Origin of the sequence: Paracoccus onubensis, from assembly GCF_003591515.1 — a bacterium.
Taxonomy (GTDB): Bacteria; Pseudomonadota; Alphaproteobacteria; order Rhodobacterales; family Rhodobacteraceae; genus Paracoccus; species Paracoccus onubensis.
In genome coordinates this window covers 51,090-66,723 of record NZ_QZCG01000014.1, presented here as the reverse complement: position 1 = coordinate 66,723, position 15,634 = coordinate 51,090, and the positions used below count along the sequence as shown (strand labels likewise).

At 60.8% G+C, this 15,634-nt stretch carries 17 protein-coding genes; 7 read left to right on the top strand and 10 right to left on the bottom strand.

What is annotated here, in order from left to right; genetic code table 11:
• Nucleotides 1–11: 11 nt before the first annotated feature.
• A complete protein-coding gene (locus D3P04_RS18625; protein WP_182912932.1) occupies nt 12–917 on the bottom strand; it encodes a LysR family transcriptional regulator in 906 nt (301 codons plus the stop codon).
• Between the two features lie 388 nt (nt 918–1,305).
• On the opposite strand from D3P04_RS18625, the gene D3P04_RS18620 reads away from it, so the two are divergent.
• Nucleotides 1,306–1,548: a hypothetical protein gene (locus tag D3P04_RS18620; protein WP_119751376.1), complete on the top strand. Its 243-nt coding sequence runs from the start codon at nt 1,306–1,308 to the stop codon at nt 1,546–1,548.
• 183 nt (nt 1,549–1,731) lie between these two features.
• Here D3P04_RS18620 and D3P04_RS18615 read toward each other — a convergent pair whose 3' ends face one another.
• From D3P04_RS18615 to D3P04_RS18590, 6 genes are all read right to left on the bottom strand, one after another.
• Nucleotides 1,732–2,637 carry a DMT family transporter gene (locus D3P04_RS18615; protein WP_220475369.1) on the bottom strand — a complete coding sequence of 302 codons (906 nt, stop codon included), beginning with the start codon at nt 2,635–2,637 and terminating at the stop codon, nt 1,732–1,734.
• A 245-nt stretch (nt 2,638–2,882) separates the two neighbouring features.
• On the bottom strand, nt 2,883–3,800 hold the full coding sequence (argC, locus tag D3P04_RS18610; protein WP_119751375.1) for an N-acetyl-gamma-glutamyl-phosphate reductase: 918 nt from the start codon (nt 3,798–3,800) through the stop codon (nt 2,883–2,885).
• Nucleotides 3,801–3,859: 59 nt separating this feature from the next.
• Nucleotides 3,860–4,189, bottom strand: a complete 330-nt coding sequence (locus D3P04_RS18605) for a DUF779 domain-containing protein (protein ID WP_119751374.1) — start codon at nt 4,187–4,189, stop codon at nt 3,860–3,862.
• Between the two features lie 146 nt (nt 4,190–4,335).
• A complete protein-coding gene (adh, locus tag D3P04_RS18600) occupies nt 4,336–5,862 on the bottom strand; it encodes an aldehyde dehydrogenase (RefSeq protein ID WP_119751373.1) in 1,527 nt (508 codons plus the stop codon).
• 131 nt (nt 5,863–5,993) lie between these two features.
• Nucleotides 5,994–6,959, bottom strand: a complete 966-nt coding sequence (locus D3P04_RS18595; protein WP_232845083.1) for a helix-turn-helix domain-containing protein — start codon at nt 6,957–6,959, stop codon at nt 5,994–5,996.
• Nucleotides 6,960–7,052: 93 nt separating this feature from the next.
• Nucleotides 7,053–8,012 (bottom strand): acetyl-CoA carboxylase carboxyltransferase subunit alpha, encoded by a 960-nt coding sequence (locus tag D3P04_RS18590; protein ID WP_119751372.1) that lies wholly within the window; start codon nt 8,010–8,012, stop codon nt 7,053–7,055.
• Between D3P04_RS18590 and D3P04_RS18585 the strand changes: the two genes are divergently transcribed.
• Both D3P04_RS18585 and D3P04_RS18580 read left to right on the top strand, forming a co-directional pair.
• A complete protein-coding gene (locus tag D3P04_RS18585; RefSeq protein ID WP_147391959.1) occupies nt 8,011–8,553 on the top strand; it encodes a hypothetical protein in 543 nt (180 codons plus the stop codon). The two genes, D3P04_RS18590 and D3P04_RS18585, sit on opposite strands and share 2 nt — an antisense overlap.
• A gap of 79 nt (nt 8,554–8,632) precedes the next feature.
• Nucleotides 8,633–10,141 (top strand): multicopper oxidase family protein, encoded by a 1,509-nt coding sequence (locus tag D3P04_RS18580; RefSeq protein ID WP_119751370.1) that lies wholly within the window; start codon nt 8,633–8,635, stop codon nt 10,139–10,141.
• 6 nt (nt 10,142–10,147) lie between these two features.
• On the opposite strand, the gene D3P04_RS18575 is transcribed toward D3P04_RS18580, so the two are convergent.
• Both D3P04_RS18575 and D3P04_RS18570 read right to left on the bottom strand, forming a co-directional pair.
• Entirely contained in the window at nt 10,148–10,696 is a 549-nt protein-coding gene (locus D3P04_RS18575; protein WP_119751369.1) for a L,D-transpeptidase family protein, read from the bottom strand.
• Nucleotides 10,693–11,877 (bottom strand): MalY/PatB family protein, encoded by a 1,185-nt coding sequence (locus D3P04_RS18570; protein WP_119751368.1) that lies wholly within the window; start codon nt 11,875–11,877, stop codon nt 10,693–10,695. The genes D3P04_RS18575 and D3P04_RS18570 overlap by 4 nt, the downstream gene beginning before the upstream one ends.
• 83 nt (nt 11,878–11,960) lie before the next feature.
• On the opposite strand from D3P04_RS18570, the gene def (D3P04_RS18565) reads away from it, so the two are divergent.
• The 4 genes from def (D3P04_RS18565) to D3P04_RS18550 all read left to right on the top strand — a co-directional run bounded on the left by def (D3P04_RS18565) (nt 11,961) and on the right by D3P04_RS18550 (nt 14,441).
• Nucleotides 11,961–12,485 (top strand): peptide deformylase, encoded by a 525-nt coding sequence (gene def, locus D3P04_RS18565; protein ID WP_119751367.1) that lies wholly within the window; start codon nt 11,961–11,963, stop codon nt 12,483–12,485.
• A gap of 126 nt (nt 12,486–12,611) precedes the next feature.
• Entirely contained in the window at nt 12,612–13,121 is a 510-nt protein-coding gene (gene def / locus D3P04_RS18560) for a peptide deformylase (protein ID WP_119751452.1), read from the top strand.
• Between the two features lie 124 nt (nt 13,122–13,245).
• Nucleotides 13,246–13,809: a sigma-70 family RNA polymerase sigma factor gene (locus tag D3P04_RS18555; protein ID WP_119751366.1), complete on the top strand. Its 564-nt coding sequence runs from the start codon at nt 13,246–13,248 to the stop codon at nt 13,807–13,809.
• A complete protein-coding gene (locus D3P04_RS18550) occupies nt 13,806–14,441 on the top strand; it encodes an NrsF family protein (RefSeq protein ID WP_182912931.1) in 636 nt (211 codons plus the stop codon). The genes D3P04_RS18555 and D3P04_RS18550 overlap by 4 nt, the downstream gene beginning before the upstream one ends.
• 65 nt (nt 14,442–14,506) lie before the next feature.
• Here D3P04_RS18550 and ilvC read toward each other — a convergent pair whose 3' ends face one another.
• Nucleotides 14,507–15,529 (bottom strand): ketol-acid reductoisomerase, encoded by a 1,023-nt coding sequence (ilvC, locus tag D3P04_RS18545; RefSeq protein WP_119751364.1) that lies wholly within the window; start codon nt 15,527–15,529, stop codon nt 14,507–14,509.
• Nucleotides 15,530–15,634 lie beyond the last annotated feature (105 nt).

The window sequence follows — 15,634 nt, the reverse complement described above, 5'->3', positions numbered from 1 at the left end:
ATTCGAATATGTTATCCTGTGCCGCTTTCGGGTGGGAAAATGCGCTGCGCGATCTGAACCGCTTCCTTCAGCCATGTCGGCGCGGGATCCAGAAGGTAGCGGGCCGAGAACACCAGATCATCGGGGATCCACGGGTAATCGACACGCACCAGTTTCCCTTTGGTCAACACATCCTCCAGCATCGCGACAGGCAGGCATGCGACACCCAGCCCGTTCAACGCCATTTGCAGACAGGTCCCCATGTAAGACAAGGACATCAACCGCAGCCTCAAGCCCTGATTGCGGAAATGATCACCTATCTGCTTATAGGCCTGCGACGTCCGCGCATGGGCCAATATCGGCTGCGCGGCGAGTTCCCGTGCCGAGATGGGCCTGCCGCCCAGACGCAGGCCAGGCGCCGCGACCCAGCAATGCGCGCTTCTTCCCAGCTGCACGGTTCCTCCGGCCAACCGGTCGAAAGGTGCATTCTGGATCGTCAGATCCAGCGACCTGTCGAACAGCGCCTTGCTGAGATTCGCGCTCATGTCGACAGTCAGGTCGATATCGATACCGGGAAAGCGTTCCCGCATTTCCATCAGGAACCGGGACAGCCATGTATGTGCGATCAACTCGCTGACGCCAAGGCGCAGCATTCCCTCGAAGCGGGTATCGTCATCGACTGCCGCCAAAAATGCATCCGCCGCTTCAAGGATCGCCCGCGCCGGGTTCAGCAATGCCTCTCCTCGCGGGGTCAGGCGTACCGAACCGGCGTCGCGTTCCATCAGCCGCTGCCCGATATATCCTTCGAGCTGGGCGATGCGGTTCGAGATACTGGGTTGCGTCGTGTGCAAACGCTCGGCGGCGCGGCGGAAAGTGCCCAGATCGGCGACTTCGACAAAAGCCTCTATATGCTTGATATTCAGTTTGAAGCGTGACATTCCCGCGATCCTTCCAGCTTTCGGCCCCATATCAGGCAATTGCGAGCCCTGGCGGGCAGGCGCCCGACGGTTCAGAGCCGTCAGCATGACCGTGATCTTAGGGGCAGGGAGGCCGGCATGGAAGAAGCGACCCGGCATATCGCCGATATCCAGCGTACCGGCCGGAGAAATAATTCGCCCGGGGTAAGACTGCCCGGATACCCGGCACGCAGCATTCGGAGCCCGCGCAGTTTGATTTCGGTTGGGAAGAAACCTTTGAGCGAAAGCAGAAAATTCTGCACAACCTGCATTAACTGTTAAATCAGAAAGTACCTGACAGCATCGGATAATACTTGACTCAGGCGATCTAAACGTAGTGGTATTCAACCACTTTTACGAGGGGTATTTTATGTTGAAGAAGCTCGCTTTTGTCACCGTCGGAATCGCAACGCTTGCTGCCTGTTCCTTGGATCCTAAGCAATATGAATCGACTCCGGTAACGGTTGATACGCCGCAGGGTCAGGTTGTTTGCCAATTGTACACGAAAGACATCGTCAGATGGGATCGCTCGATCGATCGCCCGGAAAACATGTCTGTGAAAACTGCCGATGCATATTGTTTGCAAGAAGGCCAAAAAGAAAAGGCAATGTAATCGGACATCGAAACCGTCTGAAATCCGGATCCGCCCCGTTTTGTAAATGGGGCGGATTTTTTTTGGCTGCGGCCCGACGGCCCGACAACATTTCGCAGGGCTTATTTAAAACTACCGCTCATTTAAAAGCAGCGGTTCGTACTAACCGGTCAGTGCATCAGTTTGATAGCATCGCGCCGGGGATTATCTTTCCCGACCCGGGTTGGGGCCCCGGCGCGGCGGCATCAATGCGAATAATCCAGAGACGATCACGATTCCCGAGCCAAGGATGGTCCAAAGATCGGGCTGCTCCTGGAAGAGCAGGATTCCCGCGATCATGGCAAAGACCAATCGCGTATATCTGAATGGCGTCACCGCGGCGATCTCGCCTGTGCGCATGGCGATGGTCAGTGCCGTATAAGCAACCACGCCCGCGGTCGCGGCCGCAAACAGACATGTGGTTGCCTTGGCAGACGGCCATTCGGGCCAGGAACCGAAGGGCAGGGCGATCATCCCGGAAATGATGAGCATCAGAAACCCCGCGACACCAAGCTGACGATGGGACATCGATTGCGGTGCGGCTCTGGTCGCAAGATCCCGGCCCGCAAAGCCCAGTGTCGCGATCACTGCAAGCAGCGACAAAAGGCTGAACCCATCGGTTCCGGGACGCAGGATCATCACGACTCCGGCAAAGCCGACAAACACCGAAAGCCAGCGCCGAAGACTTACCTTTTCGCCAAAAAAGGCGCCCGCCCCCGCAATGACGACCAGTGGCGCCGCCTGAAGAATGGCCGAGGCGGTGGAAAGAGGGGTAAGGGCGATGGCCAACATGAAGAAAAGCCGCCCCGTTACCTCGAATGCCGAGCGCCACAACATCACCGGCGATAACATGGTTCTCGACAGCGGCCTTTCACCCACCCGCATGGCAAGGGCGGAAAAAGTCAGAAATCCAAGGATGCCGAAGGAGAGCAGCACCTGACCTATCGGCAGGCTTGCCGCCGCCTGTTTCAGGAACGCATCCTCAAGGGCAAAGCAGCCCATCGCCAGGATCATGAACATCGCGCCCTGAAGGTTCCAGGCAGAGCCGCCCCGACCGTGCGAACTGGTCATTCGTCACCTTCACCATAAGCGATATTTCGTTGCCATATCATCATGAATCACATCCCGGAAGGGCTTCCATCATTTGCGTGGAATCATATTGCGGCGATGACGCCCCTATAGGGATTTCACGGATCGATACCCGCGTCATCGGCTTGCGACGCTTCCCCGCCTGCCCGTCACGAAATCCGGGAACAACCGGCTCAGGCAGTTATCGCGTCACATCGATAGGTTTCGCGCCACCCCGGGCTTGCTGCTCAGAGCCCGGTCGCCTCGTCCAGCCCCAGCATGATATTCAGGTTCTGCACCGATGCGCCCGATGCTCCCTTGCCCAGATTGTCCAGAACCGCCACGATGGTCGCGCAGCCCGCGTCGCGATTTCCCTGAATCGAAATATGCATCAGGTTCGTGTCGTTGAGCTCGGTCGGCACAATCCTCGCACGGCTCTCGTCCATCGGCAGAACTTTTACGAACTGCGCGCTTTCATAATGACCGGCAAGCGCATCATGCAGATCCGCCATGCTGCGCCGGTCGTCCAGATGCAGCGGAAGCTGCACGGCCATGCCCTGCGCGAAATTCCCGACCGAAGGCGCAAAGACCGGCTGCACAGTCAGCCCGCCCCAACGCATGATCTCCGGAAGATGCTTGTGGCCCTGCGTCAGCCCATAAACGAAATGCGCCGGAGCCTCGCCGCGCTCATATTCCGCGATCAGGCTTTTGCCGCCGCCGGTATATCCCGAAACGGCGTTGATCGAGACCGCTTCGTCCGCCGGGATCAATCCTGCCGCGACCAGCGGCGCGATGATCGCGATCGAGCCGGTGGAATAGCAACCGGGATTGCTGACCAAACGGGCCTGTGCGATCCGCGTGCGGTTCCCGGGAGCCAGCTCGGGAAAGCCGAACTCCCAGTCGGGATCCACCCGGTGAGCGGTCGACGCGTCGATCAGCCGTGTATCCAGATCAGAGCACAGCCTGACGGCTTCGCGCGCCGCATCGTCCGGCAGGCACAGAATCGCCACATCTGCCGCGGCAAAGGCTTCGCGCCGCGCATCGGGGTCCTTCCGGCGCGCCGGGTCGATCTGGATCAGGCGAATATCATTGCGCGCTTCCAGCCTTTCGCGGATCTGCAAACCCGTCGTGCCGGCTTCGCCGTCGATAAATACATTATGCGCCATGCCCGGACCTCCGTTGGAACGTTCCGCTTATAGGCATAACCCGACGCCATCACAATCATTCAGATCGAGCAGATTTCCGATCGGGTAAGGAACCGTTTCTCGCGTCCGTTATCCAGGCTGAACATTCCTCCCCGCCCGGGCACGACATCGATGATCAGATCGGTATGTTTCCATGCCTCGTACTGGCTGGCCGAGATATAGAATGGCGCCCCTCCGATTTCGCCCAGTTTCACATCGCGTTCGCTGACCTTGAATTCATCCTGCGGATAACACATCGGGGAAGACCCGTCGCAGCAGCCTCCGGACTGATGAAACAGCACCGGGCCGTGATCCGCCACGATCTCATCAATCAGCTGAAGCGCCTCGGATGTGGCAGTGACTGTGGACATCTTGCGCCTCCTTCTCCACGCTCCGTTCGCCGGTGCGAACAGGATTTTCAGGTATTTATGCAAAGAAGAAGCCCGCCGTTTTTCTTCTTCTTTGCACAAATACCTCGCAGGGGGTGCGGGGGCTGCGCAAGCCCCCGCTATGGTTCTCAGAAGAAGCCCAGTTTCTTCGGGCTGTAGCTGACCAGCATGTTCTTGGTCTGCTGATAGTGATCCAGCATCATCTTGTGCGTTTCCCGCCCGATACCCGACTGCTTGTAGCCGCCGAAGGCCGCATGTGCGGGATAGGCGTGATAGCAATTGGTCCAGACGCGGCCCGCCTTGATCGCGCGGCCAAAGCGATAGCAGGTATTGGCATCCCGGCTCCAGACGCCGGAACCGAGTCCGTAAAGCGTATCATTGGCGATGGAGAGCGCCTCTTCGTGATCCTTGAAGGTGGTTACCGACACGACCGGGCCGAAGATTTCCTCCTGGAAAACCCGCATCTTGTTATTGCCCTTCAGGACCGTCGGCTCGATGTAATAGCCCGAGCTCAGGTCGCCGCCCAGATCGGCGGCCTTGCCGCCGGTCAGCACCTCGGCGCCTTCCTGACGGCCGATATCGAAATAGCTGAGGATCTTTTCCTTCTGCTCGGAACTGGCCTGCGCGCCGATCATCGTATCCGCCTCGCGCGGGTCGCCCTGTTTGATGGCCTTTACCCGGGCCAGGGCGCGGTCCATGAATTTATCATAGATCGATTCATGGATCAGGGCGCGTGACGGGCAGGTGCAGACCTCTCCCTGATTGAGCGCGAACATCACGAAACCCTCGATCGCCTTGTCGAAGAAATCATCATCCTCGCGGGCCACGTCGTCAAAGAAGATGTTCGGGGATTTGCCGCCCAGTTCCAGCGTCACCGGGATCAGGTTCTCGGAGGCATATTGCATGATCAGCCGGCCCGTCGTCGTCTCGCCGGTAAAGGCGATCTTGGCGATGCGGGGGTTCGATGCCAGCGGCTTGCCGGCCTCCAGCCCGAAGCCGTTGACGATGTTCAGCACGCCCGGAGGCAGCAGATCGCCGATCAGGTCGGCCCAGACCATGATCCCCGCCGGGGTCTGCTCGGCCGGTTTCAGCACCACGCAGTTCCCCGCCGCCAGCGCCGGGGCCAGCTTCCAGCAGGCCATCAGCAGCGGAAAGTTCCACGGGATGATCTGGCCGACCACGCCCAGCGGCTCGTGGAAGTGATAGGCAACGGTGTCGTCATCGATCTCGGACAGGGCGCCTTCCTGTGCGCGCAGAACACCGGCGAAATAGCGGAAATGGTCGATGGCGAGCGGCAGGTCGGCGGCCATTGTCTCGCGGATCGGCTTGCCGTTATCCCATGTCTCGGCGGTGGCCAGCAGTTCCAGATTCTGCTCCATCCGGTCGGCGATCTTCAGCAGCACGGCGGAGCGTTCGGCCGGGGCAGTTCTGCCCCATTTGTCCTTGGCGGCATGGGCCGCGTCCAGTGCCGCCTCGATATCATCGGCGTTCGAGCGCGCGATTTCGCCGATTTCGCCGCCGGTGATCGGGGTGGTATTGACGAAATACTTGCCCGATTTCGGCGCGGCCCATGTCCCGCCGATGAAATTGTCATAGCGCTTGGCGAAGGGCATCACGCCCACGCCCTTGAATTCATGCGTCTGATCGTTTGGCATTGTCGTCCTCCTTTGACACATCCCGGACTCCCCATCCGGGTATGCGGGCAGGATTGGAGAAGCAGGGGCCTCAGGCAATCGCCCGCGCGGTGACACTGTCCCGAGTTGTCTCACCAGTGAGACAGTCGTGGTTATTTTTCGCCCAGTTCCAGCCGGGCCATGCGCCGGTACATGGTCGCGCGGCCGATCCCAAGCGCACGGGCCGCCGCCGAGACATTGCCACCCGCACGTGCCAATGCGCGGGCGACTGCGGCGCGTTCTGCCTTGTCGAAACCGGACAACTCGTCTTCGCGCCCCAGCAGGTCGGCGGCGGGGCGGGGGCGGATCGCGCCTTCCCGCTCAAGCCCCAATGCCCGCCGGGCCGCGCGGGTTGCGCCGATGGCAAGATCGTCCTTGTCCACCGCCAGAAGCGTGGCCGCGCCCGTGCCGTCACCGGCTATCCCCTCGCCTGATGCCACCACGATCCGGGCATCGGGGAAGCTGGCGTGGAAGAAGATCGCCTCGATCGCGCGCGCGGTCTGGGCGACCTGCGCCGAGATCAGCCGGTTATAACGCTCGGTCTGGTCCGCGCGGGCAGAGCTGACATCGAGCGCCGCAAGCAGGCGGCCATCCGGCCCCCAGATCGGCGCGTCCATGCAGGACATGGCGGTGTTTCTGGTATGAAAATGTTCGTTCCGGTGAATCGTGACCTGCCGCTCCTCGACAAGACATGTGCCGATGCCGTTGGTTCCCTGAACCGCTTCGGACCAGTTGACGCCCTGCCATAATCCCCATTCCCGGAACTGGGCCGCATCCGCGTCATTCACCCGCTGATCCAATACGACGCCTTCGGCATCGGTCAGCAGGACATTGCAGCCCGAGAGACAGACGAGATTGTAAAGCTGGTCGATCTGCGGGCCGGCGACATTCAGGAACTGCTCCATGGACTGACGGCGGATGGCGAGTTCGGAACATGACAGCCGTTCCGGGCGGTGCCTGTCGGCCGGATCCAGGCCATGTTTCATCATCGACCGCCGCCATGACGCGGCAAGGGCGGATGTCGCAGAATTGGATCGCGATTGCTCGGCCACAATATCGGCGTGGCTTCGACTGGTCATGATTCTCCTCCCGGTGGGAAGAGTATAACAAATCCTGCGGGAAACCTCTGCGATTTTTGTCTGGAGCCGTTCAGGGCAGCTTCGCCGGCATCCTTATGCCAGCGATTTCGAACCCATCGACAGGAATTTCTGCCGGCGATCACTGATCAGTTCCGCAGCTGTCTTGCCCGCAAGCTCTTCGAGCATGGCCTGAATTCCTGTGCCGACCGCTCCGATCGCGGCGCCGGGATCGCGTTGAGCGCCGCCCAGAGGTTCAGAGATGATCCTGTCGATCACTTCGAGTTTCTTCAGATCCTGTGCGGTCAGGCGCAGCGCCGTCGCTGCATCGCGCATCTTCTCCGCATCCTTCCACAGGATCGACGCGCAGCCCTCTGGCGAGATGACCGAGTAGATCGAATGTTCCAGCATGGCGATCCGGTTGGCGGTCGCGAATGCTACCGCCCCGCCCGAGCCGCCTTCGCCTATGATGACGCTGACCAGCGGGACGCCGATTTCAAGGCATTTCTGCGTGCAGCGGGCAATGGCTTCGGACTGGCCGCGTTCCTCGGCCCCCTTGCCGGGATAGGCGCCGGGCGTGTCCACGATGGTGATGACCGGCAGACCGAAGCGATGCGCCAGATCCATCAGGCGGATCGCTTTGCGATAGCCTTCCGGCCGGGCCATGCCGAAATTGTGATGGATGCGTGATTGCGTATCATGGCCTTTTTCGTGGCCGATCACCACGCATGGGGCATCGTTGAAACGTGCCAGCCCGCCCATCACGGCATGGTCGTCGCCGAATGCGCGGTCACCGGCCAGCGGTGTGAATTCGGTGAACAGCATCTCGATATAATTGCGGCAATGCGGCCGGTCGGGATGCCGGGCAACCTGCGTTTTGCGCCATGGATCCAGGTTCTTGTACAGATCCCTCAGCAGATCACCGGCTTTCTTGTCCAGCGCGGCCGCCTCTTTTTCGACATCCACGGCATCTTCCGATTTCCGGGCCATGACGCGAAGTTCTTCGGCCTTGCCCTCTACATCGGCCAGCGGTTTTTCGAAATCGAGATAGACCATGCGCAATATGCTCCGGGCTTGTTCGCTTTGCGCCCCCTATATGCGGGCAGGGCGGGCGAATTGCAACGCGGCGAATGTGATCCGGGCCCAGCGTGGGGCAGAGTGGCAGGCTGCCGCTCTTGGCAAAGGTTTTGCACGAGGTTATCTGTTCCGCATGTGGCGGAAGATTTTTTCGACAATGTTTTTTCTGTTGCTTGGCTTCGCGCCAATTCAGGTTGCGGTGCATTCCGCCGATATGTCTTTCGCACAGATGCAGCAGGATGTAATGCCCGAGATGTCGGGTCAGTCGATTACGCCTCATGATCATGTCGCCACCGATGACGGGGCACGTGATTCGATGAGCGATCATAATTCTCATCGAATCAAGTGTCCGACCAGCAGCAGTAGCTGTTGCATGTGGAATTGCCCGGGATTGACGGCTGACGAGGCCGTTCCCGTCGCGGAGCTTGCGGCAGGAATTCATGATTTGCCGCCAGCGGCGGTTGCGCGCGGGCTGTCTTTGCCGGTCAACGATCCGCCGCCGAAACTCCTGTCTCTCTGAAGTCCCGCGTCCCTTGTGACGTGTATTTCCCAGGAATTTCAGACGGGAACGGAAATTCCCGTTTCTATCGGAGACAGATATGACCGATTTTACCAGACGCGGCTTGCTTGCCGCGAGCGTTGCAGCCACTGCGGCTGCGCAATTTCCGCGCATGGGCATGGGGCAGACACCCAAGACGGGCCCCACGACGCGCCTTGCCGCCACCAGCCGAGTGCTTGACATAAATGGCCGGGCCGCGACGGTATGGGGCCTTGAAGGTCCCTCGGGGCAGGGTCTGACGCTTGATCCCGGACAGAGATTCAGGGTCGATCTGACGAATGACCTGCCCGATCCGACCCTGATTCACTGGCATGGCCAGATCCCGCCGAATAAGCAGGACGGCGTGCCCGATATGCCGATGCCCGCATTGAAGCCCGGCGAAACCCGAAGCTATGATTATGCCGCGCTTCCAGGGACCTTCTGGATGCATGCGCATATCCCCATGCAAGAGATGAGGCTTCTTGCCGCGCCCCTGATCGTGCGCAGCGAAGAGGATCTTGCAGCGGATCGTCAGGAAGTAGTGATGTTCCTGCATGATTTCGCCTTCAAATCACCGGCAGAGGTGCTTGAGGAGATCGCGGGCGGGCATGCCCGGAACGGCGGCCATCATGGCGGGATGCCGATGGAGGAGCAGCCGCCGATGTCTGGTATGGACCACGGCCGGATGGAGGTGCCCGGAACGGCGGCGAAAGAAGAACATGACATGCCCATGCAGGGGATGAACATGCAGGACATGGATCTGAACGACTATGACTGGGATGCCTATCTCGCGAATGACCGCACATTGTCCGACCCCGAACTGGTGCGGGTCGAGCGTGATGGACGGGTACGTCTGAGGGTGATAAACGCTTCGGCCGCGACGGTTTTCTGGATCGATACCGGTGAGATCGAGGCATCGCTGGTCGCGGTGGACGGTCATGCGGTGGAACCTGTCACCGGGTCGCGGTTTGGCCTTGCCATGGGGCAGCGGCTGGATCTGGATCTTGATCTGTCCGGCGCCGGAGTCTGGCCTGTCCTTGCGTTGCGGGAAGGCGCGCGCGAGCGTACCGGGCTGATCCTTGCCACAAGCGAAGCCCGGGTGACGAAGCTGGATATGCTGGCGGCAGAGGCCGCGCCGGCCTTTGACGTCGATCTTGCCCAGGAAACACGGCTGGTCGCACTTGCGCCGCTGCCCGCTCGCAAGGTGGACCGCAACCATATGCTGATGCTTGGCGGCTCGATGCAGCCATATCGCTGGACCATCTCGGGCAAGACCTGGGGCGAGCATATCCCGGTCGAGGCGCAATCCGGCGAGCGTGTCGAGATCACGTTCCACAATATGTCGATGATGGGGCATCCGATGCATCTGCACGGGCATGTCTTTCAGGTGGTCGAGATCAATGGGCAACGGATCAGTGGCGCAAGGCGCGACACGGTTTATGTGCCGCCGATGGCGATGGTGACGGTCGCGCTGGATGCGGGCGAGGCTGCGCGGTGGATGCTGCATTGCCATCATATGCCGCATCTGGAAACGGGTATGATGACGGAATTCGCGGTTGCGTCAGCCTGAGTCTGGTCAGGGCCGGATCTCGACACTGGTGCCGACGGATGCCGCAGCGAAAAGCTCGGCGATTTCGGTGTTCGAGACGGCGATGCATCCGGCGGTCCAGTCGCCCGGCAGGGTGATGCCCTCTGGCAGCTGGTTCGGCTGACCGTGAATGAAGATGTCGCCGCCGGGATCAAGGCCCTCGGCGGCGGCGCGGGTGCGGTGTTCGGTCTGCGGATAATCGATCCCCAGCGAGAGATGATAGGCGCTTTGCCTGTTCAGGCGATCGATGCGGAAAATTCCCTCGGGCGTCTTGCCATCGCCCTCCCGGCGCTTGTCGCCTTCCGGCGCGAAGCCAAGCGCGATGCGATAGGTCTTTAGCGCCGCATCGTCCCGGAAAACCGTCATGCGGCGGGCGGATTTCTCGATCAGGATACGGGTGACGGGCCCGTTCAACGTGGTTTCCTGCGGCGCGACCCGGTCGGTCGGGCCGGGGCGCTGCGGAAGCAATGCCGCCCATATCCCGCAGATCACCGCGATCAGCGTCAGCCCCGAGAAGAGGCGCGCCAGCAGCTTCATTGCAGATCGGAAAAGGCGTCCTGCAATTGTTTGACGGCCTGCGTCACGCGGGCTCGCGGCGTGGCGATGTTGAATCGCAGGAAGTTTTCGCCGCCCTGACCGAAGCTCGTGCCGTGATTGGCTGCGATACGGGCAGAGTTCTGAACGCGGGCAGTGAATTCGGCGGTGCTCATCCCGGTGCCCGAAAAATCGACCCATGACAGGTAGGTTGCCTGCAAGGGCATCGAGCACAGGCCGGGAATGGCGTTCACCCCGTCATCGAAAACCCGGCGATTGCCGTCGAGATAGGCGGTCAGGGCATCCACCCATTCCGCGCCCTCGGCCGAATAGGCGGCAGTGACCATATCCATGCCGAACAACCCCGGCGAGATGCCGCGCGCCATCAGGGCACCCTTGAATTTGCCGCGCAGATCGTCATCGGCGATGATCGCGTTGCCGATATGGGCACCTGCGATATTGAAGCTTTTGGTCGCGGCGGTCAGCGTGACCAGACGGTCGCGGATTTCGGGAATCAGGGCGGCGATCATGCGATGGCGGTGCCCCGGCATGACCAGATCGCAATGGATATCGTCGGAAACCAGAATCAAGTCGTGGCGGGTACAGAAATCGGCGACCTCGCGCAGTTCTTCTTCGCTCCAGACGCGGCCGCCGGGATTATGAGGCGAACACAGGATCAGCAGTTTTTCATTGCCGCTGAGCATGGTTTCCCAGCGGCTCCAGTCCATCCGGTACTGACCGTTTTCCTGTGCCAGCGGCAGTTCCACCAATTCGCGCCCGCTGGCCCGGACCACGCGGCCAAAGGCGTGATAGACGGGGCTCATCACGACGACGCCATCGCCCGGAGCAGTAAAGGCATCCAGCGCCATGGCCACGCCATTGACCAGACCGGCGCAGGTCAGGATCCAGCTGGTCTCGATCTGCCAATCGTGGCGGTTCGCCATCCACCACCGGATCGCTTCGAGATAGGGAGCATGCGCACCGGGATAGCCATAGATGCCATGCGTAGCGGTTGCTTCCACGGCGCGCTGGACGGCGGCTGGCGGCCGGAAATCCATATCCGCCACCCACATCGCCAATCCGCCTTCGCCGGGGGCGACGCCGTAATGCGCCTCCATATCGTCCCATTTCGAGCAATGCGTGCCGATACGGTCTATCACCTCGTCGAAATCGGGCTGGGTCATGGCGGGCTCCCTTGGTGTCGCGTTTTGTGCCATCCATACGCTGCTTGTTGCGGAAGGTGAAGCCTTGCCCTAAATGCAAGGCCATGACGATGTTGAGACCGATCCTGATCCATCCCGATCCGCGGCTGAAGAAGCTTGCGGAACCCATTGCCCGCGTCACGCCCGAGATCGAGACGCTGGCAAGCGATATGCTTGCCACGATGTATGAAGCGCCGGGCATCGGACTTGCCGCGCCGCAGATCGGCGTGCTGCAACGGATGTTCGTCATGGATGCCAATCGCGATCCCGAGGCCGAGCGGCAGCCGATGGTGCTGATCAATCCCGAGGTGACATGGGAATCCGAGGAAAAGAACGTCCATGAGGAAGGTTGCCTGTCGATTCCCGAACAATATGCCGAGGTAACCCGCCCCGCGCAGGTGAAGATGCGCTGGCTCGGGCTGGACGGAAAGAGCCACGAACAGGAGTTCGACGGGCTGTGGGCGACCTGCGCCCAGCATGAGCTGGATCACCTGAACGGGGTGCTGTTCATCGATTATCTCTCGGCGATCAAGCGGCAGATGATCACGCGCAGAATGGTCAAGCTGAAGCGGGAACGGGTGCGTGGCTAGATACCGGAAATCCGCCGGGATGCAGTGGGATTGCGTCCCGCGCAGGCCGGGGCTCTGCCCCGGACCCCGAGATATTTGGACAAAGAAGAAGCGGACGCTTTCCGAGGTCGATGGCGGGCGCGGGGCGTGACGGTCCGGGCCTTCCTGCCATATTCGGATCGCCGCCTGCATATTCCGGCCGGACCGGTCGAGGCGGTGACCGAGACGGTGCGGATGATCTGGGACGACATGATCGAGACGATGGAGGCGATGCCCGGAGTCGGGCTGGCCGCGCCGCAGATCGGGATCATGCTGCGGCTTGCGGTCGTGGACGCGTCGCAGACCCGTCGGGAAGCGGTGCGGATGGCCAATCCCGAGATCCTGCATGCCAGCGTGAAGCTGCGTAGCCACGACGAGGCCAGCCCGAATCTGCCCGGCGTTTTCGCCCGGATCGAGCGGCCCCGGGCGGTTACGACGCGTTTCATGAACGATGCCGGGGAAATGGAAGAGCGGGACTTCATCGGGCTCTGGGCGACCAGCGTGCAGCATCAGATCGACCATCTGAACGGGCGCCTTTACGTCGATCACCTGTCGCCTTTGCGCCGCAAGCTTCTGGTGCAGAAATCGGTCAAACTGGTGCGACGGAATGCCTCTTAGGGCGGTTCGCACGGGTGATAGCCATCGCCCGGTTTCGGCGGAATCGCGTAAACTGATTGTGAATATTGCCATTTTCACCGGGCGGCGTGTAACGATTTCCATACAGGCAACGTAGGTTTGACAGATGCAGGACGATAAAACCGCGTCAGCAGATAAATCCGACTGGTCGGAGATGATGCGGGCGTCCCTGCATGGCGATGCCGCGGCATATCGGCATCTGCTGTCGGAAATGGTGCCGGTGCTGCGCGGGATCGTCCGGTCGCGGGCATCCGGGATGGGTATGGACTGGTGTGAGGATGTCGTGCAGGACACATTGATGGCAATTCACCTGAAGCGGGGAACCTGGAAACCAGAATTGCCGTTGCGGCCATGGGTCTATGCGATCGCGCGGCACAAGATCGTGGATGCTTTTCGCCGGAGCGGCCGGGAAATTTCCATGCCGGTCGAGGCATTCGCCGATTTGCCCCAGCCCGAACCAGATATCGATCCGATGGAAAGCCGTGACGCCGAAACGCTGATCGATCGTCTGCCGGAACGTGACGCGGCATTGCTGCGCTGCCTTGCGCTGGACGGGCATGGGAATGACGAATGCGGCCGCCGTCTCGGGCTTGCCCCGGGGGCGCTGCGCGTGGCGCTGCACCGCGCGTTGAAACGCCTTGCCGCGATCCGCCGGGAGGAGGGGCTATGAATACTGATCAACTGGTCTCTGTGCTTGCCTTTGACGATACGCCGCCGCGCCCGATCTCGCCGCGCGTCATGGGAATGTCAGGGCTGTGGTTGCTGGCGGCGGCGGCCATCGCCTTGCTGATACTGGGTGTCCGCGACGATTTGCTGCAAGCCATGACTGCGCCCGTCACCGCGATGAAATGGCTGTTGCCGCTTGGTATCGCGATACCGGCGCTGCTTGCCGCGATAGCCTTGTCCCGCCCGGTCACCTGGCGGGTTCCCATTCTGTGGATGGCGCTTGCGGTCGGAATGGGGGCGGTTCTGTGGCTGCTGTTGTCGATCATGGGAACGCCTGCCGATCAGCTTATGCCGGATATGTGGGGGAACTCGCGCTTTGTTTGCCTGACCGCGATTGTCGGCATCTCGATCCTGCCTCTGGGAACCGCGCTTTGGGTATTGCAGGACGGGGCAAGCCCCGCGCCCGGGTTGAGCGGGGCCTGTACAGGTCTGGCCGTGGGGGGATTCGCTGCGGCGGTCTATGCCCTGCATTGCAATGAGGATGAGCCGCTGTTCTTTCTGATCTGGTACAGTCTGGGAATACTGATCGTCGCCGCGCTCGGCGCGATTGCAGGCAGGTCGCTGCTTCGCTGGTAGCTGCAGGCGGTTGTCGCAGCTTGGCGATAGCGGGAAAAAGGGGGCCGTGGCCCCCTTTTCAGTGATCAGTTGCGGCTGCGGTCAACCATCTTGCCCTTGCTGATCCAGGGCATCATTTCACGCAGTTTCGCGCCGACCTGTTCGATCTGATGCTCGTCATTGATACGGCGTGTCGCCTTGAACATCGGCTGCCCGACGCTGTTTTCCTGCATAAAGTCGCGGACGAACTTGCCGGACTGGATGTCCTTCAGAACCGCTTTCATCCGGGCCTTGGTCTCGTCATAGGGCAGGATGCGCGGGCCGCTGACATATTCACCATATTCGGCGGTGTTCGAGATCGAATAGTTCATGTTGGCGATGCCGCCCTCATAGATCAGATCGACGATCAGCTTGACCTCGTGCAGGCACTCGAAATAGGCCATTTCCGGCTCGTACCCGGCTTCGACCAGCGTCTCGAAGCCCATGCGGATCAGTTCGACAAGTCCGCCGCACAGAACTGCCTGCTCGCCGAACAGGTCGGTTTCGCATTCCTCGCGGAAATTCGTCTCGATGATGCCCGAGCGCCCGCCGCCGATAGCCGAGCAATAGGACAGGCCAAGATCCATCGCCTTGCCCGATGCATCGTTATGCACGGCCACAAGGCAGGGCACGCCGCCGCCCTTGACATATTCGCCGCGCACGGTGTGACCGGGGCCTTTCGGGGCCATCATGATGACGTCCACGCCGGGTTTCGGCTCGATCAGGCCGAAATGCACGTTCAGGCCGTGGGCGAAGGCAATCGCAGCACCTTCGCGCAGATTGTCATGGACATGTTTGCGGTAGGTTTCCGCCTGCAATTCATCCGGCATGGTGAACATGATCAGGTCGCACCAGGCGGCGGCCTCGGCGATGCCCATCACCTTCAGCCCTTCCGCTTCGGCCTTGGCCGCCGAGGGGCTGCCTTCGCGCAAAGCGATCACGACATTCTTCGCGCCGCTGTCACGCAGGTTAAGCGCATGGGCATGTCCCTGGCTGCCATAGCCGAGGATCGCCACCTTCTTGTCCTTGATCAGGTTCACATCGCAATCGCGATCATAGTAAACGCGCATATCTGGTCCTTTCCTGTCTGATGATCGGGTTATAGATCCAGAGCGTCGGAAGGGATGTTCATTTTTCTCGGATTATGTCATTTTGAGATAATTTTCATGCCCTGC

What these genes read in the sequence shown, in the direction of transcription:
- adh (WP_119751373.1), bottom strand. Translation starts at nt 5,862, where the DNA reads ATGCCAAACGATCAGACGCATGAATTCAAGGGCGTGGGCGTGATGCCC.
- D3P04_RS18585 (WP_147391959.1), top strand. Translation starts at nt 8,011, where the DNA reads ATGCGCAATATGCTCCGGGCTTGTTCGCTTTGCGCCCCCTATATGCGG.
- argC (WP_119751375.1), bottom strand. Translation starts at nt 3,800, where the DNA reads ATGGCGCATAATGTATTTATCGACGGCGAAGCCGGCACGACGGGTTTG.
- ilvC (WP_119751364.1), bottom strand. Translation starts at nt 15,529, where the DNA reads ATGCGCGTTTACTATGATCGCGATTGCGATGTGAACCTGATCAAGGAC.
- D3P04_RS18615 (WP_220475369.1), bottom strand. Translation starts at nt 2,637, where the DNA reads ATGACCAGTTCGCACGGTCGGGGCGGCTCTGCCTGGAACCTTCAGGGC.
- D3P04_RS18555 (WP_119751366.1), top strand. Translation starts at nt 13,246, where the DNA reads ATGCAGGACGATAAAACCGCGTCAGCAGATAAATCCGACTGGTCGGAG.
- D3P04_RS18620 (WP_119751376.1), top strand. Translation starts at nt 1,306, where the DNA reads ATGTTGAAGAAGCTCGCTTTTGTCACCGTCGGAATCGCAACGCTTGCT.
- D3P04_RS18580 (WP_119751370.1), top strand. Translation starts at nt 8,633, where the DNA reads ATGACCGATTTTACCAGACGCGGCTTGCTTGCCGCGAGCGTTGCAGCC.
- D3P04_RS18605 (WP_119751374.1), bottom strand. Translation starts at nt 4,189, where the DNA reads ATGTCCACAGTCACTGCCACATCCGAGGCGCTTCAGCTGATTGATGAG.
- D3P04_RS18625 (WP_182912932.1), bottom strand. Translation starts at nt 917, where the DNA reads ATGTCACGCTTCAAACTGAATATCAAGCATATAGAGGCTTTTGTCGAA.
- D3P04_RS18570 (WP_119751368.1), bottom strand. Translation starts at nt 11,877, where the DNA reads ATGACCCAGCCCGATTTCGACGAGGTGATAGACCGTATCGGCACGCAT.
- D3P04_RS18590 (WP_119751372.1), bottom strand. Translation starts at nt 8,012, where the DNA reads ATGGTCTATCTCGATTTCGAAAAACCGCTGGCCGATGTAGAGGGCAAG.
- def (WP_119751367.1), top strand. Translation starts at nt 11,961, where the DNA reads ATGACGATGTTGAGACCGATCCTGATCCATCCCGATCCGCGGCTGAAG.
- D3P04_RS18595 (WP_232845083.1), bottom strand. Translation starts at nt 6,959, where the DNA reads ATGACCAGTCGAAGCCACGCCGATATTGTGGCCGAGCAATCGCGATCC.
- D3P04_RS18575 (WP_119751369.1), bottom strand. Translation starts at nt 10,696, where the DNA reads ATGAAGCTGCTGGCGCGCCTCTTCTCGGGGCTGACGCTGATCGCGGTG.
- D3P04_RS18550 (WP_182912931.1), top strand. Translation starts at nt 13,806, where the DNA reads ATGAATACTGATCAACTGGTCTCTGTGCTTGCCTTTGACGATACGCCG.